Annotated in this window: 24 protein-coding genes and 1 tRNA gene; 14 read left to right on the forward strand and 11 right to left on the reverse strand. The window is 49.0% G+C overall.

The window, feature by feature from the left end; genetic code table 11:
• The first annotated feature begins 120 nt into the window (after positions 1–120).
• Positions 121–594 carry an ASCH domain-containing protein gene (locus BN2762_RS13670; protein ID WP_055107504.1) on the forward strand — a complete coding sequence of 158 codons (474 nt, stop codon included), beginning with the start codon at positions 121–123 and terminating at the stop codon, positions 592–594.
• A 72-nt stretch (positions 595–666) separates the two neighbouring features.
• On the opposite strand, the gene BN2762_RS13675 is transcribed toward BN2762_RS13670, so the two are convergent.
• Positions 667–1,218, reverse strand: coding sequence for a 5' nucleotidase, NT5C type (locus tag BN2762_RS13675; protein ID WP_055107505.1), 552 nt, complete (start codon positions 1,216–1,218; stop codon positions 667–669).
• A 157-nt stretch (positions 1,219–1,375) separates the two neighbouring features.
• On the opposite strand from BN2762_RS13675, the gene BN2762_RS27285 reads away from it, so the two are divergent.
• Positions 1,376–1,531 carry a hypothetical protein gene (locus tag BN2762_RS27285; RefSeq protein ID WP_187386522.1) on the forward strand — a complete coding sequence of 52 codons (156 nt, stop codon included), beginning with the start codon at positions 1,376–1,378 and terminating at the stop codon, positions 1,529–1,531.
• Between the two features lie 31 nt (positions 1,532–1,562).
• Here BN2762_RS27285 and BN2762_RS13680 read toward each other — a convergent pair whose 3' ends face one another.
• Positions 1,563–1,784 carry a DUF2905 domain-containing protein gene (locus BN2762_RS13680; protein WP_055107506.1) on the reverse strand — a complete coding sequence of 74 codons (222 nt, stop codon included), beginning with the start codon at positions 1,782–1,784 and terminating at the stop codon, positions 1,563–1,565.
• Between the two features lie 48 nt (positions 1,785–1,832).
• Positions 1,833–1,982, reverse strand: a complete 150-nt coding sequence (locus tag BN2762_RS27290; protein WP_187386523.1) for a hypothetical protein — start codon at positions 1,980–1,982, stop codon at positions 1,833–1,835.
• Positions 1,983–2,221: 239 nt separating this feature from the next.
• Here BN2762_RS27290 and BN2762_RS13685 point away from each other — a divergent pair.
• From BN2762_RS13685 to BN2762_RS13710, 7 genes are all read left to right on the forward strand, one after another.
• A tRNA-Leu gene (locus BN2762_RS13685) sits at positions 2,222–2,307 on the forward strand.
• A 215-nt stretch (positions 2,308–2,522) separates the two neighbouring features.
• Entirely contained in the window at positions 2,523–3,209 is a 687-nt protein-coding gene (locus BN2762_RS13690; protein ID WP_055107507.1) for a uracil-DNA glycosylase, read from the forward strand.
• Positions 3,210–3,337: 128 nt separating this feature from the next.
• Positions 3,338–5,563, forward strand: a complete 2,226-nt coding sequence (locus BN2762_RS13695) for an Ig-like domain-containing protein (protein WP_055107508.1) — start codon at positions 3,338–3,340, stop codon at positions 5,561–5,563.
• Positions 5,564–5,656: 93 nt separating this feature from the next.
• Positions 5,657–5,857: a hypothetical protein gene (locus BN2762_RS27765; protein ID WP_222861083.1), complete on the forward strand. Its 201-nt coding sequence runs from the start codon at positions 5,657–5,659 to the stop codon at positions 5,855–5,857.
• The gene (locus BN2762_RS13700) at positions 5,844–6,743 is read left to right on the forward strand and encodes a ComEC/Rec2 family competence protein (protein ID WP_055107509.1); all 900 of its coding nucleotides are present in this window, start codon (positions 5,844–5,846) and stop codon (positions 6,741–6,743) included. Before BN2762_RS27765 ends, BN2762_RS13700 begins: the two co-directional genes overlap by 14 nt.
• Positions 6,744–6,751: 8 nt before the next feature.
• Complete coding sequence (locus BN2762_RS13705) at positions 6,752–6,964, forward strand: DUF3006 domain-containing protein (protein WP_055107510.1); 213 nt, start codon at positions 6,752–6,754, stop codon at positions 6,962–6,964.
• 24 nt (positions 6,965–6,988) lie between these two features.
• The gene (locus BN2762_RS13710) at positions 6,989–7,510 is read left to right on the forward strand and encodes a DinB family protein (protein ID WP_055107511.1); all 522 of its coding nucleotides are present in this window, start codon (positions 6,989–6,991) and stop codon (positions 7,508–7,510) included.
• Positions 7,511–7,723: 213 nt separating this feature from the next.
• Here the strand turns inward: BN2762_RS13710 and manA are convergent, their stop codons facing one another.
• Both manA and BN2762_RS13720 read right to left on the reverse strand, forming a co-directional pair.
• Positions 7,724–8,671, reverse strand: coding sequence for a mannose-6-phosphate isomerase, class I (gene manA / locus BN2762_RS13715; protein ID WP_055107512.1), 948 nt, complete (start codon positions 8,669–8,671; stop codon positions 7,724–7,726).
• Positions 8,672–8,707: 36 nt separating this feature from the next.
• Positions 8,708–9,622, reverse strand: a complete 915-nt coding sequence (locus tag BN2762_RS13720; protein ID WP_055110036.1) for an ROK family protein — start codon at positions 9,620–9,622, stop codon at positions 8,708–8,710.
• Positions 9,623–9,735: 113 nt separating this feature from the next.
• Between BN2762_RS13720 and BN2762_RS13725 the strand changes: the two genes are divergently transcribed.
• Positions 9,736–10,764: a LacI family DNA-binding transcriptional regulator gene (locus tag BN2762_RS13725; protein ID WP_055107513.1), complete on the forward strand. Its 1,029-nt coding sequence runs from the start codon at positions 9,736–9,738 to the stop codon at positions 10,762–10,764.
• 75 nt (positions 10,765–10,839) lie between these two features.
• Here BN2762_RS13725 and BN2762_RS13730 read toward each other — a convergent pair whose 3' ends face one another.
• On the reverse strand, positions 10,840–11,457 hold the full coding sequence (locus BN2762_RS13730; protein WP_055107514.1) for a superoxide dismutase: 618 nt from the start codon (positions 11,455–11,457) through the stop codon (positions 10,840–10,842).
• A 197-nt stretch (positions 11,458–11,654) separates the two neighbouring features.
• Between BN2762_RS13730 and BN2762_RS13735 the strand changes: the two genes are divergently transcribed.
• Entirely contained in the window at positions 11,655–11,912 is a 258-nt protein-coding gene (locus BN2762_RS13735) for a YuzB family protein (protein ID WP_187386524.1), read from the forward strand.
• A gap of 113 nt (positions 11,913–12,025) precedes the next feature.
• On the opposite strand, the gene BN2762_RS13740 is transcribed toward BN2762_RS13735, so the two are convergent.
• Positions 12,026–12,658 carry a helix-turn-helix transcriptional regulator gene (locus BN2762_RS13740; RefSeq protein WP_055107515.1) on the reverse strand — a complete coding sequence of 211 codons (633 nt, stop codon included), beginning with the start codon at positions 12,656–12,658 and terminating at the stop codon, positions 12,026–12,028.
• 25 nt (positions 12,659–12,683) lie between these two features.
• Entirely contained in the window at positions 12,684–13,577 is an 894-nt protein-coding gene (trhO, locus tag BN2762_RS13745; RefSeq protein ID WP_055107516.1) for an oxygen-dependent tRNA uridine(34) hydroxylase TrhO, read from the reverse strand.
• 120 nt (positions 13,578–13,697) lie between these two features.
• Between trhO and BN2762_RS13750 the strand changes: the two genes are divergently transcribed.
• On the forward strand, positions 13,698–14,405 hold the full coding sequence (locus BN2762_RS13750; RefSeq protein ID WP_055107517.1) for a PIG-L deacetylase family protein: 708 nt from the start codon (positions 13,698–13,700) through the stop codon (positions 14,403–14,405).
• 95 nt (positions 14,406–14,500) lie between these two features.
• Here the strand turns inward: BN2762_RS13750 and BN2762_RS13755 are convergent, their stop codons facing one another.
• Positions 14,501–15,043: a DoxX family protein gene (locus BN2762_RS13755; RefSeq protein WP_055107518.1), complete on the reverse strand. Its 543-nt coding sequence runs from the start codon at positions 15,041–15,043 to the stop codon at positions 14,501–14,503.
• A gap of 259 nt (positions 15,044–15,302) precedes the next feature.
• Between BN2762_RS13755 and BN2762_RS13760 the strand changes: the two genes are divergently transcribed.
• On the forward strand, positions 15,303–16,655 hold the full coding sequence (locus tag BN2762_RS13760) for an IS1182 family transposase (protein WP_055107519.1): 1,353 nt from the start codon (positions 15,303–15,305) through the stop codon (positions 16,653–16,655).
• Positions 16,656–16,783: 128 nt separating this feature from the next.
• On the opposite strand, the gene BN2762_RS13765 is transcribed toward BN2762_RS13760, so the two are convergent.
• The gene (locus BN2762_RS13765) at positions 16,784–17,557 is read right to left on the reverse strand and encodes a polysaccharide deacetylase family protein (protein WP_055107520.1); all 774 of its coding nucleotides are present in this window, start codon (positions 17,555–17,557) and stop codon (positions 16,784–16,786) included.
• 191 nt (positions 17,558–17,748) lie between these two features.
• Here BN2762_RS13765 and BN2762_RS26925 point away from each other — a divergent pair, with 191 nt between their 5' ends.
• On the forward strand, positions 17,749–17,910 hold the full coding sequence (locus BN2762_RS26925) for a hypothetical protein (RefSeq protein ID WP_154674770.1): 162 nt from the start codon (positions 17,749–17,751) through the stop codon (positions 17,908–17,910).
• A gap of 51 nt (positions 17,911–17,961) precedes the next feature.
• Here BN2762_RS26925 and BN2762_RS13770 read toward each other — a convergent pair whose 3' ends face one another.
• Positions 17,962–18,702, reverse strand: a complete 741-nt coding sequence (locus BN2762_RS13770) for a hypothetical protein (protein ID WP_055107521.1) — start codon at positions 18,700–18,702, stop codon at positions 17,962–17,964.
• Positions 18,703–18,705: the final 3 nt, after the last annotated feature.

Raw genomic sequence — 18,705 nt, forward strand, 5'->3', positions numbered from 1 at the left:
ATTAGCCTATAATAAAAAATGTATCTAGCCATACTGGATGTACCATTCGGATTACAGGAATATGATGTTTACTGGCAGGGTAGAAATTTGCCCGCTGATATAAAGGGGAGAGAATTACTCATGAAAGCAATCACTATTATCCAGCCTTGGGCAACACTCCTTGCGCTTGGCGAGAAGCGATTTGAAACACGAAGCTGGGCCACCAGGCATCGGGGGCAAATCGCGATTCATGCCGGTAAGAAGGTCGACCGCAGGATTTGCCGGGAGGAGCCTTTCCGGAGCGTTCTGGCGAAGCACGGGTATACGGCGGATAATTTACCGGCGGGGGCTATCATTGCTGTAACGAGTTTACAGGACTGCTATCGTGTGACCAGGCCTTGCGGAGAGGAGGGAGTTGTCTGGCTCGAGGCAAATGGAAGGAAGCTGGCTTGGGATCCCGCGAAGCTTGAGGCAAGAGAGGAGCAGGAGTATGTCTTCGGAGACTATCGTGAAGGCCGTTATGCCTGGGAAATGGCGGATGTCCAGCTTCTGAAGAGGCCGATTCCGGCCAAAGGTATGCAGGGCTTGTGGAATTGGGGAGAGGAAGCTGAATAGGGACGAAGGGTTATTTGGTATAAGCTCAATAAAGGCTTAAGCAGCCATGAACGGTGTCAAAATAAGAAGCAATCATCCTTCCAGCATCTGATCGACCAGATCACACATTCCGTGCCAGCTGTCCTTGAGCTGGTATTGTTGCTGGATATGCGCATTCCACGGACGGGGAATGAGGATCGTTTCCTTGCCGGCTTCACTAGCTGCGATAATATTATGAGGGCCATCATCGATCAGAAGGTCAAAGCCAACCAAATATTTGCGTTTCGCTACGAAAAAATTTTCATAGGGTATAAAGGGGAGGTGCTTCTGCATCCAATTCCATTTCTCGGGAACGGATGAAGGGCGAGCCGCAGTGATGACGATAACATCATATTTTGCGGTCATTTTGCGTATTTCTTCGACGGTGTATTCATCAAAAATATCCAGCTCCTCGTAAAGGCCTGGTCTGCCGAAGAAGGCCTCTTCCGTGCATTCCGGGTGCCAGATGCGGCTCAGGTCAAAGCTGGTGACCTGCTCTATCATCAGTTGAAGGCTTGGATATTGCGAATTATGATAATAAAGAGCTTTTGGGATCAAGTGACAAATCGTATCGTCCATATCGATGGCTACAATTTTTTTGCTCATGATATTTATGTTCTCCTAGCAGTAAACGTAATGGTTTAATCATGATTGTAACGAAGATCGGGCTTCTTGGCAATTTTGCGGGATGAGGCATGGAACGGTTAGACGCTTGTAGTTTGCTTACCGTGAAGATGCTTAATGAAAGGAAGGAGGTAATGTCTTGAAAAATGAATTTTATGTAGGATGGGGGACACTGGCCTTAATTAATGCGGGTCTCGCGCAAGGAAAGAACAGAAGCGGAATGAATTGGTTCCTGCTCTCGCTATTGCTAGGGCCAGTCGCCACTTTTATTCTTGTCATTTCGGAGAAAAAGTAGGAGTTTAGGATCTAGCGTGATCAGCTACTTCTTATTTCATGAACCACCGCACGATATAGCTAATCAATGACAGAACCACGCTGATCAGAATGCAGGTAACGATGGGAAAATAAAATTTGACGTTGCCTTTATCGATAATAATATCCCCCGGCAGGCGTCCGAGATGGATGAACCTGCCCAGAAAAGACCAGAGCAAGCCCGCAATGATTAGGACTGCTCCGGCGATGATTAATATTTTTGGCATGTTGTTCATGGGAGTTCCCTCCTCTATATACGCAATGGTCATTATACGTCATGGTCGTCATGGTTGCTCTGACTTTTCATAAGCGATCAGGGTCACCTTATTCCCGGTCGCTTCCGCAATGGCTGCCTCGGCTTCTTTGATGATTGCGACGGCTTGTTCCTGATTATTCAGTGGAGCTATTTTGTAATCGTGAGTTGAAATATCCATCTTAATTACCTCCAGTCGAAATGAAATAACATTTATAGTGTGTCCAGACATTTCGGCTTGATGTAATATGAGCCGGATTGAATCATCCTTACCATTAACCTACCAAAAAAAACCGCATATGGCTATAAGCTAAACGTAAAGTTTAGGAAAGGGCTTGAAAGTCTGTTGAATTTCATGCTATAATCAACAACGCAGGAATTTTTTCGGCATTGCTTTTTGGCAGGTACAACTTCTAATCTGCCGGGGTGGCGGAATTGGCAGACGCACAGGACTTAAAATCCTGCGGTAGGTGACTACCGTACCGGTTCGATCCCGGTCCTCGGCATTATGTGAATATCGCACAGCTCTCCAATCATGGAGGCTGTGCGATTTTTTTATATAGAAATTATCTTTTCCCGACCGGAAGAAGAAGGTTTTTGATATAGTAGAGTTATCCAAAATTTGCACTGATCTATGCGGTTAGCGAGGCATGCTTCTAGCGTTGTGTTACTAACTGTTATAAGTGCTTTGCTGCAGCTTTTATAGAAAAGGAGAGACATCATGAGTGAAGAGTTATTCGGCAACGATTGGGATGAAGTGCTTGCTGCAGAGGTGGACAAGCCATATTTCCTTGAGCTGATGAACTGGCTGGAAGAGGAATATAAAGAGCATACGATATTTCCGCCGCGGCCGGATTTGTTTCAGGCATTGAAGCTGACCAGCTACAAAGGGACGAGAGCGGTAATACTCGGCCAGGATCCTTATCATGGGGCAGGGCAGGCACATGGCCTGAGCTTCTCCGTGCTGCCCGGCGTGAAGGTTCCGCCGTCGCTACGGAACATCTATAAAGAGCTGTCCAGCGACCTGGGGATTCCCATGCCTGCGGGCGGGACCCTGACTCCCTGGGCTAAGGAGGGCGTACTGCTGCTGAACACGGTGCTGACCGTCCGGGAGGGGCTTCCGGGCTCGCATCAGGGCAAGGGCTGGGAGAAATTTACGGATGCCGTCGTGGAAGCGCTGAACGCAAGGGAAGAGCCTGTTGTCTTCATCCTGTGGGGAAGTCATGCTCAGAAAAAAGGAGCGCGAATCAATACGGAGCGCCATCTGATCATTGAGTCGGCCCATCCCAGCCCATTGGCGGCAAGAAGGGGCTTTTTCGGCAGCCGGCCTTTTTCCAGGGTTAATGCCTTTCTGGAAGCGAACGGAGAGCGCCCGATCGACTGGAATGTAATAAATACCGATAAATGATAGCGGGAGTAGGACAAAGGAATTATTTTTATAGAAAAGGGTTACGAATTTAATCCTAGATGTCGATATAATTCCAGTAGAGCTGGATTGGATTCTGGCAATAAAATGACAACAAAGGAGAGAAATGGATGATTCCGAACAGGAAAATGACGAAGTGGCTCCTCACCATGGTGCTGCTCATTGCCGCTGTATTCCCGACTAGCGTCTTTGCTGCCTCCGGCGATGTCTTATCGATTGATATTGAAGGCTCCGGTGCAACGCTAGAACTTACGGTAGGCAAGGGAACAAAGCAACTGAAGGTATGGGCGACGGTCGAGGGCTCCTCGGTCAAGAAGGATATTACCCGTGCCGTCAGCTGGTCATCGGATCAGCCTGATACTATCAAAGTAGATAATGGTCTCCTAACGCCACTAAAGAGCGGGACCGCAACGATTACGGCGGTCTATAACGACTCCGCAGTAGATACGATTACTGTCAAAGCAGTGGATACCTACAAGGATTTGACCTTGGAGTATTCGCTGAAGGGGAAATATAAGCTTGGAGCGGATGAAGCGGATCTGAATGTTAAAGCTCAGGCTATCATTGAGAATACGAACGGCCAGCTGGCCGATGTGACTCAGGATGCCCATTGGACATCCTCCAATACGTCCGTGCTTACAATCGATAAAGGGAAAATCAAGCTAGTTGGAGAAGGTAAAGCGACGATTACAGCCAAATATTCCGGCTTGACGGCTTCCTTTGAGGCGACCGTCTCCTCTCCTTATTCCGAGCTGAATCTCATATATGCGAATGGCGAGCGTGCCGAGGATATCGAGCTGGTCGTAGGCGATAAGGAGATTGAAATCAAGGCTACCTCCATCGTGGCAAGCGACAAGTCGACGAGCGACGTTACCGACAAGGCCGAGTGGTCGACATCCGATAAGGCTGTCGCTACAGTCGAGGACGGCAAGATCAAAGCCGTTGCCGTAGGTAAGGCTACGATTACGGCGGAATACCTTGGAGCCAAGGGCCAGGTCGATGTCTACGTACGCACGCCATATGAAGTGATTATGCTGAACCCATCGTCCGATCAAGCGCTGTTTATCGGCGAGCGGCTGGAGGCGAAGGCTGAGGTTAGAAGCCGTGCCAACTTCACGGACGAGGTAACGGCAGAAGCCGAGTGGACGTCTTCCAATCCTCTTGCGGTTACGGTAGAGAGAGGTGTGATTTCTCCTAAAGCCGTGGGCTCTTCCACGATCAAAGTCAGCCATCTGGGCGTCAGCAAGACCATTAAGGTAACGGTTCAACCGACGATTACGAAGCTTGAAGCGGATAAGACAGAGCTTGAATTGTTCAAGAATGAATCGCTGAACGTACCAAAGATTAAAGCAACGAAGCTGGATGATGAGGAAATTGATTTCAGCAAGGAAGTCAACTGGACCTCGAGCAATGAGGATATCGTCAAAATCGAGGATGGCAAAATTGTAGCGAAGGATGCGGGCACGGTTACGATTACCGCCAAGCTGCCTGAATCCAAGGTAACGGCGGAGTCAGCGTATTCTATCCGCAGCAGCACGGTTGACGTGCAGGTTACGGTTAAAGAAAAGGTGCTTGCCCTGATCAGCGAGGAAGAGAAGCTGAATCTGGTCGTTGGCGAGGAAAGCCCGTTCCCTAAAGTGGCTGTCGTATGGGAGAACGGTAATGAAGAAGCAGACCTTTCCAGCGAAATGACCTGGACGATCTCCAATAGCAATGCGGTTATCAAGGATTCCGCGGACGGCAAAACGATCAAAGGCCTGATTAAAGGGTCGGCGACTTTAAAAGGAACGTATTCGAACAAGACGATCAGTATCCCGATTACGGTCGAGCAAAAAATTACAAAGATCGTCGTCGAGCCGCTGGATATCGAGCTCAACCTTAAGAAATCCAAGTCGATTAAAGTGACGGGTTATTATTCGAACGGGCAGAAGGTAACCCTGTCGACCAAAATGAACTGGCAATCCTCCAATACAGGCGTTGCCACGATCAGCACATCGTCCGTCAAGGCTGTTGGCGAAGGCTCGGCCACATTGACCGGATCTTATCAGGGGCATAACGCCACTGTCAATGTAAAGGTTGTACCTAAATTAACCAAGCTAACGGTCGACGAGAAGAAGTTTACCCTAGCTCCTGGAGCGAGCAAATCGGTTGTCGTTAAGGCTCAGTATGACACAGGGCTGATCTCCGACGTAACCGGAAGCGCGGTGTGGACAAGCTCCAAACCTTCGGTAGCGAAAGTGACCGCAGGTAAAATCGAAGCGGTAGGCAAAGGTACGACGTCGATCAAAGGAAAATTCGGCGGCAAGACAGTTACGATATCGGTAACAGTGAAGTAACAGCAGTACTCATTTATCCCTAACTCCAATTACAAAGCACTTCAGCTATTGCGGCTGAAGTGCTTTTGTATTAGTTAGAGCAATTGCACAAGGTTGAAGCAATTGCATCAGGTTAAAGATGTTGCAGTAGGCTGGAGCGTTATATTTTTTGATAGAGTTCATGCAAGCTTATGGTTGATTCTGGCGGGGTCATCTAATATAATAGGAGGAACAAATGTTCTAATTGGTTCGTTGTCATGGCGCAAGGTTAGAGCAACTAGAAAAGGACAATGGGAGATCAATGAAGAAGCTTAATTCGATTTTTAAGTTCAATTTAACGTCGTTTGTGAGTTTTGTGGCCATTATGCTAATGCTGTCCGGCTGTACCTTGGAATGGGAGATGGGGGATCCGCCTGGTTCCGGCAACGCCTCCAGGATGAATTCGGATCGTCTGCGCGTTATCTTTCTTGACGTGGGCCAGGGGGCGTCTCAATTGCTGATCAGCCCTTCGGGGAAGACGATGCTCATTGATGCGGGGAATAACGACCGGGAGCAAGCTATGCTGGATTATCTGAGGGAATATGGCGTGACCCGTCTGGATATCGTAATAGGCACGCATCCGGATGCAGACCATATTGGGGGCTTGGACCGGGTGATCGATCATATCGATGTCGGGGAAATTTATATGCCGAAGATTCAGGCGAATACGAAGACGTTCGAATCGCTGCTGCTGTCGATCAAGAATAAGGGTCTGAAAGTTAAGACTGCCAAGGCAGGGCTCGTGCTGGAATGGGATGAGGACGTCGAGGTGACGATGGTCGGTCCCGTTAAGGCCTCTGACGACAGGAACAATATGAGCGCTGTTGTGAAAGTAGTGTACGGCAATACGTCTTATTTGCTTACAGGCGATGCCGAGCGCGCAAGCGAGAAGGATATGCTCGAATCGGGAGCAGATTTGCGGGCGGATGTGCTGCTGATCGGGCATCACGGCTCCAAGTCATCCACTACGCTGAGTTTCCTGAAGAAGGTTGCCCCGCAATATGGGGTGATCCAGGTGGGGGACAATAATTATGGTCATCCTACCCCGACCGTATTGGAACGGCTTCGCAAGCAGGGGGTCGAGGTATACCGCAATGACCTGCATGGTACCGTGGAGATTGCTTCAGACGGGCATACATACCTAATCACGACCGAGAGGTGAGTGGAACGATGACAGGGATCATTGAAGGCTTTGAAGGCGAATATTGTATTATAGAGATTGACGGCAAGACAAGGGACGTGCCTCGCAAGCTGGTGAACACCGGCGCCAAGGCAGGCGATGTCGTGGAATGGGACGGAAGCCAATGGAATACGAACCTGGACCGGACGAGAGAACGAAGTGAATATATAAAGTCTTTAATGAATGACGTATGGGATGATTAGACGATCGCGATTGGGGGATAAGTTATGACGCTATCTAGACCACAGCCAGGAGAGTACGCAGCATACTTTGAGGAATATATTCGTGAAGTGCCGGAAGGGCAGCTCATGTCTCTGCTTGAGCTCCAGCCGGAGGAGGCTATGCTGAAGCTGGGAACACTCTCGGACGAAGCCGGCAATTACAAATATGCTGAAGGCAAGTGGAGCCTGAAGGAAGTGCTGGGTCATATTTCGGATACAGAGCGCGTGATGAGCTATCGGCTATTGCGGATTGCCAGAGGGGATAAGACGCCGCTTCCAGGCTTTAACGAAGAGTTGTTCGTCAGCCATGCAAATTTTGAACGGCTGTCGATTCTGCAGCTGATGAAGGAGTTCTCGTTGGTTAGGAGCTCGACCCTGTCGCTTGTCCGGCAATTGGATGATGAAGCCTGGCAGCGCATCGGGACCGCCAGCGGGGAACCCGTCTCCAGCAGGGCGCTTGCTTATATTATCGCCGGTCACGCGACTCATCATTTCCGCATTATACGTGAGCGATATATGCATGCCTAATATGCTTTAACTTGATACACTTTAATGGCTGGCTTGGGATTTAAGGATTTTATCGGACTTTTACAAAATGTAAACGGGCTGTCTCCGCTATGATATGCTCACCTTACAGCAACAGGCTTTATTTTCTACCTGTCTGCTATATGGGGGACATATCAAACTGAAGACAGCCCTTATTCTATTTCCGAAGCATAGTGAGGTGAAGGCCTGATATTGTTATTCCGAGGATACGATCAAATTCATCGAACCGCTAAGCTCATACGGGCCAAAGGAGACGGGAAGGATGAAATGATCCCCTTTATTCAGCGGGTACGGATTGTTGCTGATCGTTAACTGGCCTTGGCCGTCAATCACACTGCATATCGTATACTTTTTGCTGGCTTCAAGCTGGACTGTACCATCCACATCCCATTTTTGCACGGTGAAGAAGTCATTGGATACGAAGGCTGTAACCGTGAGCCCTCCCCGGGTATAGGAATCATACGTCCCCTTCTTGTACGATTGAGGAATCGTCGTAACATCAATTGCTTTGTCTAAATGAAGCTCCCGCGTATTGCCGTCTTTATCTTTACGATCGTAATCGTAAACCCGGTAAGTGGTGTCGGAGCTTTGCTGCGTCTCTAGGACGACGATCCCTTTCCCCAGAGCATGAATCGTACCGCTAGGCACGTAGAAAAAATCGCCTGGATGAACCGGAACCTTCGTCAGAAGACCATCCCAATTTCCTTCCTCCATCCACTTTACTAGCTGCTCCCTAGATTGGGCTTCATGGCCGTATACGATTTCTGCGCCCGGCTCCGCGTCAATGATATACCAGCATTCGGTCTTGCCGAGCTCACCGTTCTCATGCTCTCTCGCATACTGATCATCCGGATGAACCTGAACAGAGAGGTCGTCGGAAGCGTCCAGGATTTTGGTCAGCAGAGGGAAGACGGACGATTTGGAATGGAACAATTCCGGATGAGAGGACCATAGCTCTCCCAGAGTTAAGCCTTGGTAGGGCCCGTCCTTCACCACGCTTTGTCCGTTGGGATGCGCAGATACCGCCCAGCATTCGCCGGTCTTCGCATTAGGAATGTCGTAGCCAAACAGCTCAGCTAGCTTACTTCCGCCCCAGATGCGCTCTTGAAATACTGGCTTTAAAAAAATAGGCTGTTGATTCATGATGGTAATATCATCCTTTCTGATTATCGATCAAGATTAATAAGTCATGTGAATCAAGGCGGCAGCGCCGATCAGGCCGGCATCCTGATTTAATGCCGCTGGTACGATCGGGGTGCTCTGCCCGGACGGATTCAAGGCACAGCTCCGGACATAGTCCTGTACAGCGCTAAACAGAGGCTCGCCTACCTGTGAAACGCCGCCGCCGATGACTACTTTCTCGGGGTCAAAGGTGTTGATCAGCGTTACGCAGCCGATGCCGATATAGCGGAAAGCTTGCTCGGTCAGCTTCTTCATGTCGGCATGACCCTCCTGGGCCAACTCGAATACCTCTTTGGAGGTGATGTCTCTGCCGAGCAGCCGTGAAGCTTGTCTGGCAATAGCGGTGCCGGAAGCGACGAATTCCCAGCAGCCCTGCTGGCCGCATACGCAGTCCCCGGCGGAAGGGTCGATGACCAGATGTCCGACATCGCCGGCATTACCCGTCGAGCCCGTAATGAGCCTGCCATGGGAGAAAATTCCCGCCCCGATGCCCGTGCTGATCGTTATAAAGATGAAATGCTCGGCGTCCCGGGCAGCGCCCAGCCATTTCTCGGCCAGAGCTGCCGCCGTTGCGTCGTTCTCGAACTTAATCGGCAGTTTGAAATGCCTCTTCAAGGAGTTGAGCAGGGGGAAGTCGTGCCAGGCTTTCATATTCGGCGGCTTGACGATATAGCCTGTCTTAGTATTTAAAGGCCCAGGGGCTCCGACTCCGATACCAGCAATCTGCCTTTCATCCAGGCTCTGCTCTGCAAGCAATTGCTTGGCGGCATCAGCGATGCGGCTCACCATTACATGCGGATCGATTGTTAGGTCTGTAGGCAAGGATGTCTTGGCACATATCGTTCCATGAGAATCTACGATCCCGATCGCTGTCTTGGTACCGCCGATATCGATGCCTATTGCGTAAGTCACTTCCAAGTTGAATACCTCCTGTTTCCGCAAGTTAACTTTACAAACTTGACAAAATTAAATAATGTAAAGTATATTTAGGCTAAGTTTAGCATGTTTTGAGAGGATTGAAAAGGATGACCCGGAAAAAGAGAATATCCATGCAGGATATCGCCGATAAGCTGGAAGTTTCCAAGAATGCCGTATCGCTGGCTCTGACGAACAAGAAGGGAGTAAGCGAGGAGCTGCGCAGCCGCATTATCCATACAGCCAAGGAAATGGGATATGGGCCGTATGCGATTAGCGAGAGCGGAGAGTCCAATATTCTCGTGCTCGTTCCAGAGCGGATTATGAGCTATCAGGATAATGATCACTTTCAATTTTATCATGACATGATCTGGGGGCTTGAGAAGAGTATTCGGAGCAAAGGCTTCAATGCCGTCATCGCTCCAATCGACAAGGAATCCGAGGAGCGGCTCCAGCTGCCTCGCCTGTTCACGGACATTTCCTATCGGGGCATTATATTATTTGGAATTACGCAGCCGGAATATGCGCGGCTAGTGTGGGAGCAGGATGTGCGGCTTGTGATGATCGACTCTTACTACCGGGAGCTGCCCTGCCCGGTCGTGACCTCAGCCAATATGGAGGGGGCTTATGAGGCGGTGTCCCATCTGATGGAGTGCGGTCATGCGAATATTGGTTTTATTGGACCTGTGAATTTGACAACCAGCCATGAAGAGCGCTGGCTGGGGTACTGGAAGGCGATGCAGGCCGGGGGACTAAAGGTCAATGAAGAGCATTGCTTGACTTCATCGGTGGGCTATGATTATACGGCTGAGGAGATTTCGACCTTCCTGTCCGGGCTGAGCGAGCTGCCTAGTGCTTTTTTCTGCGGCAATGACCGTATCGCGTATATTTTGGCGGAGCTGCTTCAGGAGCGGAACATCGCCGTGCCTGGGGACGTTTCGATTGCGGGATATGACGATCTCCAGTATGTTAGCAGCTCGGGCGTGCATATGACGACCATGCGCGTGGAGAAGGAGAAGATGTGCGACGCCGCCGCAACGCTGCTCTTGTCGTTGTCTGAGCCATCCCGGGAGGCGATCCGCTGGAGCGTGGCTTCAACGCTGGTCGTCCGCGATTCGGTGCAGGAATTTCCAAAATGATTAAACAAGCAATCCTAACAATAAATAAGCGGCCGTCTCCATGGAGACGGCCGCTTTAATTTCTTGAATGCTATATTATTTGTTCAGTGCTGCTTCATAACGCTTCTCAACTTCAGACCAGTTGATGACGTTGAAGAATGCTGCGATGTAGTCAGGGCGTTTGTTTTGATATTTCAAGTAGTAAGCATGCTCCCATACATCCAGACCGAGGATTGGGGTTTTGCCTTCCATGATTGGGGAATCCTGATTAGGCAGGCTGTATACGGACAATTTGCCGTCTTTGTCTACCGCAAGGAAGGCCCAGCCGCTACCGAAGCGTGTCGTAGCTGCTTTCGTGAAATCTTCCTTGAACTTGTCGAAGCCGCCAAGCTCGTTGTTGATAGCGTCAGCAAGCTTGCCGGAAGGCTGCCCGCCGCCGTTTGGTCCGATGGTTTCCCAGAACAGGGAGTGGTTGGCGTGTCCGCCGCCGTTGTTGCGAACCGCTGTGCGGATGCTTTCAGGCACGCTGTCCAGATCAGCAATCAGCTCTTCCACGGATTTGGACTGAAGCTCAGGAGCGGATTCCAATGCCGCATTCAGGTTCGTTACGTAGGTATTGTGATGGCGGTCATGGTGGATCATCATCGTTTGTTCGTCGATATGCGGTTCCAGAGCGTTATTCGGGTAAGGTAGAGCAGGTAATTGATGTGCCATAATTTAAAATCATCCTCCCTAGTGTATATGTAATGCCCTTTTATTTCTCACAATGATCATTATAAATATTTAAGAACACTTAGTCAACTTATATGTATGTTAAGTATATTAAATAGGTAGTTCGTATTGACAAATGGTAGGACGTTCATCATAATAATTGAACTGTAACGATTACGTACATTGAGGTGAATTTAACAGTGGGCCTGGGAGTCGTTGTTGTGGAAGTGTGCGATAGCAATCTGCTCAGCTCGGTAGAGCTGGAGCAGCTGGAAGAGGAATATCCCGAAATAGCCGTTCTCCGTCTCGACTGCGTCAATTTATGCGGCCTCTGCAAGCTGCGGCCCTATGCGATGGTCAATGGCACAAGGGTATTCGCCAAGACGGTCGAAGAGTGCGTTCAGCTCATTAAGCAGAAGATCGAGGAGGAGCTTCGGGCTTTTGACGATATAGAGTAACGCTCCTCTTTATTAATAACCTATAGCGGGCAAAAGAAAACCTTCGGCGCCGAAAACGGCGGTTCCGAAGGTTTTTTAAGTCATCGAATAATATTATAAACTTCAGTATCTGCTTATTCTTTATTGGATATGATATAAATGCATCTTTTGCCGTCCTGGGCCAGGCATTCCGTTCGCTCGACCTCGGTGTCCAGCAGCGATTTGAAGAGGCTTAATTCGCAGTCGCAAGCATGGTTGTAGCGGTTCGCAATTTGTGAAATCGGGCAATTATGCTCCTTTAGTACAAAATCCCCGTCTTCATTCTGCTCACATTCGGTCATATAGCCGTTCTCGTTCTGAATTTGGGCCAGCTTCTTTACTTTGTCGGCAAACGGAATTCCTTCCATGCTCCTCTGATACTGCAGCTTTAGCCTGTCCCGGCGCTTCTCGAACAGCAGCCTGATCGTATCCTCGCCGCTTTCATTTTCAAGCTCTCCCAGCAGATCAAGAGTTAGCGTATGGTAATTCTTCGGGAACAGGCCTTCGGCCAGCTCAGTAAGCCCGAAAACCGAGGTAGGCCTTCCCATCGTCTGCCGGATCATTTTGGATTCGATCAGCCCGTCGCGCTCCATCGTGCTGAGATGGCGTCTGACCGCCATTTCGGTAATCTGCAGCTCGGACGTAATTTCTTTGGCGCTGAGAGGGCCGGATGTCTTCATCATATGCAAAATCCGTTCCCTCGTCGGCAGCTCTTTGATTTGGTTCATAATGACACTCCTTGCTAGAATGACATTAGCCGTTGTTTACAGCTAGCACCGATTCCCTGCATTCATTGCTGCAGAATCCATGATGCTCTTCCTCGCAGTCTTCACAGCAGACGTACTGAAGGTTGCAGACAGGGCAGTTGATATAGCGGTCATTCGTCTCGCCGCAATGGTAGCAGCTAGCGATGACGACATCCTCGTCGGTTCGGTTGATCGGTACGGAAATCCGCTCGTCGAAGACATAGCATTTACCGTCGAACAGATGGCCCTTTACTTCGGGATCTTTGCCGTAGGTGACGATTCCGCCTTCCAGCTGAGCCACGTCATTAAAGCCTTCATGCAGCAGGAAGCCGGTCAATTTCTCACAGCGGATTCCTCCTGTACAATAGGTCAGAATTTTTTTATCCTTAAATTGGCCCAAATTCTCGCGGATCCATTCCGGGAACTCGCGGAAGGATTCCACCTCTGGGCGGATGGCGCCGCGGAAGTGGCCAATATCGTATTCGTAGTCGTTGCGGCCATCGATAACAATGACGTCCTCCTGCTGCAATTGCTCGTGGAATTCGGCGGGAGAGAGCCGTTTGCCGCTAAGTTTGTTCGGGTCAAGCTCGCGCTCGTAGCGGAAGGTCACCAGCTCTTGCTTGTGGCGAACGAACATTTTTTTGAAGGTGTGTCCATCAGCTTCGTCAATTTTGAAAACGATGTCGTGGAACAGCGGGTTAGCCCGCAGGTCATTCATATATTTCTCCGTTTGCTCTACCGTCCCGGACACTGTGCCGTTGATCCCTTCGGAGGCGATGAGGATGCGTCCTTTGAGTCCGAGGTCTTTACAGTACTGCAGATGCTCTGCGGTAAATGCTTCTGGAGATTCGATGTGTACAAATTTATAATATAATAACACGCGGTATGCGGATTTGCTCATTATGATCACCTATCTATATTGGATTCTTCTGAATTGTAGTGAATTTTAACTACTTAGTCAATATTAAAGTATAGTAAGTATAAAAACGAAAATCCACAGGATAATTAAGGAGACGGACTTATGAACAGAACGGTTGGCTTTATTTATGCGCATCCTGACGACGAAACCTTCGGCTGTGCTTATCTGATCCGGGAGATTGCTAATCAGGGCGGTAAGCCGGTGCTGCTGACGGCAACCCGGGGGGAAGCAGGGAAGAGCGGCAGGCTGGGACCGATGACTCGGGAGCAGCTGGCGGAGATCCGGGACCTTGAGCTGCAGCGGGCCGGGGAGATTCTGGGCATTGCAGACATGGAGCGGCTGGATATGGGAGACGGCAAGCTGCAGGAGACAGAGCAGGAGGCGCTTGTTGACATAATTACGGCATTCCTGAACAAGCATGGGGCTGAGGTAGTCGTTACCTTTCCGGCGGACGGCATATCCGGCCATCCCGACCATATTGCCATTCATCATGCGGTAAATAAAGCCGTATTCAGCGGGAACTGCAGTTCCGTGCAGAAGCTCTATTACAACGTAATGGGCATTTCGGGGGCGAAGGCAAATGAAGAAGGGGCTGCGGTATTGGAACTGGAGGGGGAGGGTCTGCAGGAGACCAAAGCGAGAGCTCTTGCGGCGCACGAATCGCAGATTTTATCGATTGAGCGAGTATTCGGCAAGCTAAGCGAGGGGCCGCCTTGGCATTTCCCGCCGGAAGCCTTCCAGCTCGTATGGGAGCGGGGGAGCTTCAATCCGGTGAAGCGGGAGCGCTCGATTTTTGATGACCTGATCTAAATGCACAAGGCAATGCATCAGGCAGCGGACAAAAATTGAAAGGCTGTTCCTCCGAAGAGGAGCAGCCTTTGTTTATTTTTCGAAGAGTATCCTATTTATGCGCCATGGTTCACCTTTAAATGGGGTTTGCCTGCAGGTCCTTGCGCTTTGCTTGCCGTTTTTCTTTTGTCAAACAATCCCCGAAGGTAAGGCAGCACGTAGTAGTCAAGTCCGATTTTACCGGCATTGGCGGCTGCTACGATGACCAGTACTTCAAGCAGGAGCATTTGCGCATTCGTGCTCACGGTGCCCGAGAAGAGGAACGCGGCGTTCATCACGAGTCCCATCAGTGCTGCAAAGGTAGTGAAGGTACCGAGGATGAGGCCCAGTCCGACGAGAAACTCTCCGTAAGGAACGAGGATGTTAAAAATGTCTACGCCGGGTAGTGCTACATGCTCCAGGAACGCGGCCCACCAGCCTTGAACTGCCGGATGATCGCCGGCGCTGTTGGCGATGGCTCCAGCCAGGTAGCCGCCGGCATCGAAGCCTCCTGTAATTTTGCCCCAGCCTGCTTTCATCCATTCTACCCCGAGATAAATCCGTATGACGGTTAGGAACCACATTGCAAATTTATTTGTTCTGAGGAAATTGTTAAACATAATTACCACTCCTTCTGTGTTGTTCGCTGTAATGTTTTAGTTTGTTTTGGGATGATCATCTTTTATGTCTTTATTATAAGTGATTTTTTTCACAATATATGTGATTTAAATCACAATTATTAAATTTTTAATAGAATCAATTTCATAAATCAAAAGCCTTGCCACGACTGGTTTTTAAGGCATAGAAAAAGGAGTACCTCCCCAAATCTCGAATTAGTATAGTGACCAAACCAAACTAATGAGACGAGGTGAACTCCCTATGCCATATATTCGACACGAGAGTTTATTTACCCTGCAAGAACTTTATGAAATGGAACAAAAAGATCGTTTTCGTGAGGTTTTTTCTACGATTGACATTGCACCTATTCTACGTTTGGTCAGAAAAACATCTCTTTATGGTGCGCCCATTGAAGTGAATTATAGGGCAATGGTCTATTCCTTGATCATCCGAATCGTAGAACGTATTCCTACGATCAAAGATTTAATAAAGAGACTTCAACATGACATCTTATTTCGCTTGGATTGTGGCTTTATGCTGTCAGAATCGATCCCATCGGCTTCTTCTTACTCCCGATTAATGCGTAAGATAAGCGAAAGCCATGCGCTAGAAGAGATGCAACAGCAGCTACTAGAACATGCCATGGCCGAAGGATTTATTACAGACGATACGGTTGCTATTGATGCTACCCATATCGAAGCTCGAGATCAGGCGCCTGCAAAGCAAGAAAAGGAAAAGCCAGAACCCAAAAAGCGTGGGCGAAAAGCGAAAGCTGAACGCGAAGCTTGGTTGAAACAAAAACAAGAAGAAGAGGAGCAAAAACCAATCTTCGAGAAAGAAATCGCTGCCCAATTACATGAGCCGTTCAACATTTTACGAGATCAAATGCCTCTTGATCCGCAATGGGGAGTCAAGAAGAATAGCGATGGCAAAAATGTCTTTTGGTATGGCTATAAAGGTCACCTTGCCGTAGGATCGCAGAGTCAATATATCCTTGGAGCAATGCTATCTTCTGGGATCTTGAATGATGGTAAAGCTGCCATTCCGCTCCTAAAAGGGATGGCATTACAGCATCACAGTTTCAGTATCAAGTACGTAACCATGGATGCTGGATATGATTATGAAGCCATATACAAGCAAATTCGAGAAGCAGATGCACATGCTGTTATTGCTTATAATCGTCGGCGGGAACCAGAACTTGTTGGATTTGACGAATACTTCGCACCCACTTGTGTCAGGGAACATTCTTATCGCTATGACAGCTACGATCCAACCTATGAAATACTCAAATATGTTCGACCGAAAGAATGTGCAAGCTGTCCATTAGCGCATGATTCACTTTGCCAGAAGGTCTATAAAATGAAGATTACAACGGATCTTAGAAAATATACCGCTCCGGCCAGAGGCTCAAAGCAGTGGAAAGAAATTGCTAAGAGACGATCTGCAGTGGAAAGAGTGAATGCTTACTTGAAAGAATTTTTCCAACTGAACAATGTGAGACATCGAACAGGTCAAAAAGCTAAGGTTCATTTAAACTTGGTTACTTTAGTTTACAATTGCATGAAGTTAGCGTGTGATCGTTTAAGCCGTCAGTTACAAGAACGAGCCGCATAGTTTTTTTTAAAATGGAAATGCTTTAATTCGGTTAGTCTACGATTTTGTAACTAAGCATTATGAAATTGATTCAATAAATAAATTTTTAGAGAAATAAAGCAGCGGAGAAGTGGCTTCTCCGCATTCGATCAGTGTAGAACTTTTTTTAGCTGATGGTCGGGCGTAACTTTATGGGTAAGCAAGTCGGATACCGTGACGAAGGAGTAGCCCTGCTTCTTAAGCTCAGGTAAAATCAGCTTGAGCGCTTCGATGGTCTGTGTGCTGTTAGCCACATAGTCGTGCATGAGGACAATATCGCCGCTCCGCGCGTTTGTAACCACCTTCTTGACGATTTTACTTACTCCCGGGGACTTCCAATCCTTCGTATCCTGATGCCAGGACCAGAGGATGAACTTCAAGTCATTCTCTTTAGTAACATTAACCAGCATCTCATTATAGAATCCGCCGGGGGGACGAAACAGGGCGGGCTTGAAGCCGGCAGCCCGGTAAATCGCTTCTTGGGTTTTGCTGAGCTCATCCTGCATTTTGCTCTTGCCCAAAGTCTGGAAGGGGGGATGCCGGTACGAGTGGTTGCCAATTTCATGGCCGCGGGCCAGCTGCATTTTTACGATGTCTGGGTATTTCTCTACCCGATCGCCTACGACAAAGAAGGTAGCCTTGGCATTGTATTGGTCCAGCACGTCCAGAATTTGCGGCGTTTGTCGATGATCTGGACCGTCATCGAATGTAAGGGCAATGTATTTGTCTTCGGTAGGCACCTCCCAGACAATATCGCCGCGCTGCTCATAATAAGCCCGGTCTTTGAACCTGGATACCGGGCTGGCCAACGATGCATCCGGGAGGAGGGGGAAGAAGAGGGTGAATGTCACAATCAGAATTAACAGTCGTGTGTGTTTAGACATCTGTTCGCTATCCTCCATTATGGCTTCGTTAAACGAGTGTCTAGTTATTTTGGCTCAACCTGCTGATTTTATCCTTGCGAATCCTTCTCTAAGAAGAAGTTCGGATGGCAAGTCATTCAGCATATCTTCAAATACAAGCAGGCTTGTAAGCATTCGATGTCGAATAAGATGCTGGTGGGGAGGTGATGAGAATGAAGAGGAACAGCGTGAAAACATTCTTCAACACAAATATTGGTGATCTTGAGAAGGAGATTAACGACTGGCTGTATGAGAACAGACGGTTTACCGTACAGTCCATACAATATGCAGCGGAAGGGAACAGCTTCAGCGCCCTGGTGTGGTATTTGGTATAATTTCTTCTTCTTCCGTATAACGAACCAAAAAAACCTTTGAAGCCTGCGGCTTCAAGGGTTTATGGCGTTGATCAGGTATGAAGCGGCCAGGGAGGCGAGCAGAGCTCCGCCAATCCACCACCGCAGCTTGCGAAGCAGCAGCTTCTCCGCTGCTTTGGCCTGCTTCTGCTGCTCGTCAGCGATCTCCTGCTTGAGCTGCAGGATCATGTCTTGTTTCCAGGTATCCATCTCTTCGCGCTGGCGCAGCAACTCCTGCTGCAGCTTCTCGCAGCCGAGCTTCTGCTCTTGCCGGAATTGCTGCGTCAGCCGCTGCTCGGCCTCATCGATCATCGTATGCTGCTCCTGGATAACAGCAAGAATTTGCCGAGCCTGCTCATCGCTGATGCCCCACAGCTGTTCGATATGGCTTTGCTGCTCCCGGATTGCCTCATTCTGCTCCTTGAGGACTTGCTGCTGCTGGGAGAGTGAGTCCTGCTGATCCTTGATCACTTTGGCGTACATCGTCGTGAGCATAGCCAGCCCGATATTCATTTTCGAGCTTTCGATCAGCGTCTTCTCGGCGTTCGCGAGCACTTTATCATTGCCTCCGGTAAAGGAGCCCCACCACATTTTGAACACGCCTTGCTCAGACAGCTTATCCAATGAGTCCTGGGCATTGTCCAGATGCTCAACCACTTCGGTAATTTTGGGAATGAGCGAGGAAATATCCACTTTGCTCAGCATTTCACGGGTCACTTTTATTTTGGCCAAATCCTCGATTTCGCTTTGCAGTGCAGTTAGCTGTTTAGTCATAGT

It is taken from the genome of Paenibacillus ihumii (assembly GCF_001403875.1).
GTDB lineage: Bacteria > Bacillota > Bacilli > Paenibacillales > Paenibacillaceae > Fontibacillus > Fontibacillus ihumii.

Bases quoted from the DNA above. Each gene is read 5' to 3' on its own strand.
- BN2762_RS13670 (WP_055107504.1), top strand. From the start codon at position 121: ATGAAAGCAATCACTATTATCCAGCCTTGGGCAACACTCCTTGCGCTT.
- BN2762_RS13675 (WP_055107505.1), bottom strand. From the start codon at position 1,218: ATGAGCAAAAAAATTGTAGCCATCGATATGGACGATACGATTTGTCAC.
- BN2762_RS13680 (WP_055107506.1), bottom strand. From the start codon at position 1,784: ATGAACAACATGCCAAAAATATTAATCATCGCCGGAGCAGTCCTAATC.
- BN2762_RS27290 (WP_187386523.1), bottom strand. From the start codon at position 1,982: ATGGATATTTCAACTCACGATTACAAAATAGCTCCACTGAATAATCAG.
- BN2762_RS13690 (WP_055107507.1), top strand. From the start codon at position 2,523: ATGAGTGAAGAGTTATTCGGCAACGATTGGGATGAAGTGCTTGCTGCA.
- BN2762_RS13695 (WP_055107508.1), top strand. From the start codon at position 3,338: ATGATTCCGAACAGGAAAATGACGAAGTGGCTCCTCACCATGGTGCTG.
- BN2762_RS13700 (WP_055107509.1), top strand. From the start codon at position 5,844: ATGAAGAAGCTTAATTCGATTTTTAAGTTCAATTTAACGTCGTTTGTG.
- BN2762_RS13705 (WP_055107510.1), top strand. From the start codon at position 6,752: ATGACAGGGATCATTGAAGGCTTTGAAGGCGAATATTGTATTATAGAG.
- BN2762_RS13710 (WP_055107511.1), top strand. From the start codon at position 6,989: ATGACGCTATCTAGACCACAGCCAGGAGAGTACGCAGCATACTTTGAG.
- manA (WP_055107512.1), bottom strand. From the start codon at position 8,671: ATGAATCAACAGCCTATTTTTTTAAAGCCAGTATTTCAAGAGCGCATC.
- BN2762_RS13725 (WP_055107513.1), top strand. From the start codon at position 9,736: ATGACCCGGAAAAAGAGAATATCCATGCAGGATATCGCCGATAAGCTG.
- BN2762_RS13730 (WP_055107514.1), bottom strand. From the start codon at position 11,457: ATGGCACATCAATTACCTGCTCTACCTTACCCGAATAACGCTCTGGAA.
- BN2762_RS13740 (WP_055107515.1), bottom strand. From the start codon at position 12,658: ATGAACCAAATCAAAGAGCTGCCGACGAGGGAACGGATTTTGCATATG.
- trhO (WP_055107516.1), bottom strand. From the start codon at position 13,577: ATGAGCAAATCCGCATACCGCGTGTTATTATATTATAAATTTGTACAC.
- BN2762_RS13750 (WP_055107517.1), top strand. From the start codon at position 13,698: ATGAACAGAACGGTTGGCTTTATTTATGCGCATCCTGACGACGAAACC.
- BN2762_RS13755 (WP_055107518.1), bottom strand. From the start codon at position 15,043: ATGTTTAACAATTTCCTCAGAACAAATAAATTTGCAATGTGGTTCCTA.
- BN2762_RS13760 (WP_055107519.1), top strand. From the start codon at position 15,303: ATGCCATATATTCGACACGAGAGTTTATTTACCCTGCAAGAACTTTAT.
- BN2762_RS13765 (WP_055107520.1), bottom strand. From the start codon at position 17,557: ATGTCTAAACACACACGACTGTTAATTCTGATTGTGACATTCACCCTC.
- BN2762_RS26925 (WP_154674770.1), top strand. From the start codon at position 17,749: ATGAAGAGGAACAGCGTGAAAACATTCTTCAACACAAATATTGGTGAT.
- BN2762_RS13770 (WP_055107521.1), bottom strand. From the start codon at position 18,702: ATGACTAAACAGCTAACTGCACTGCAAAGCGAAATCGAGGATTTGGCC.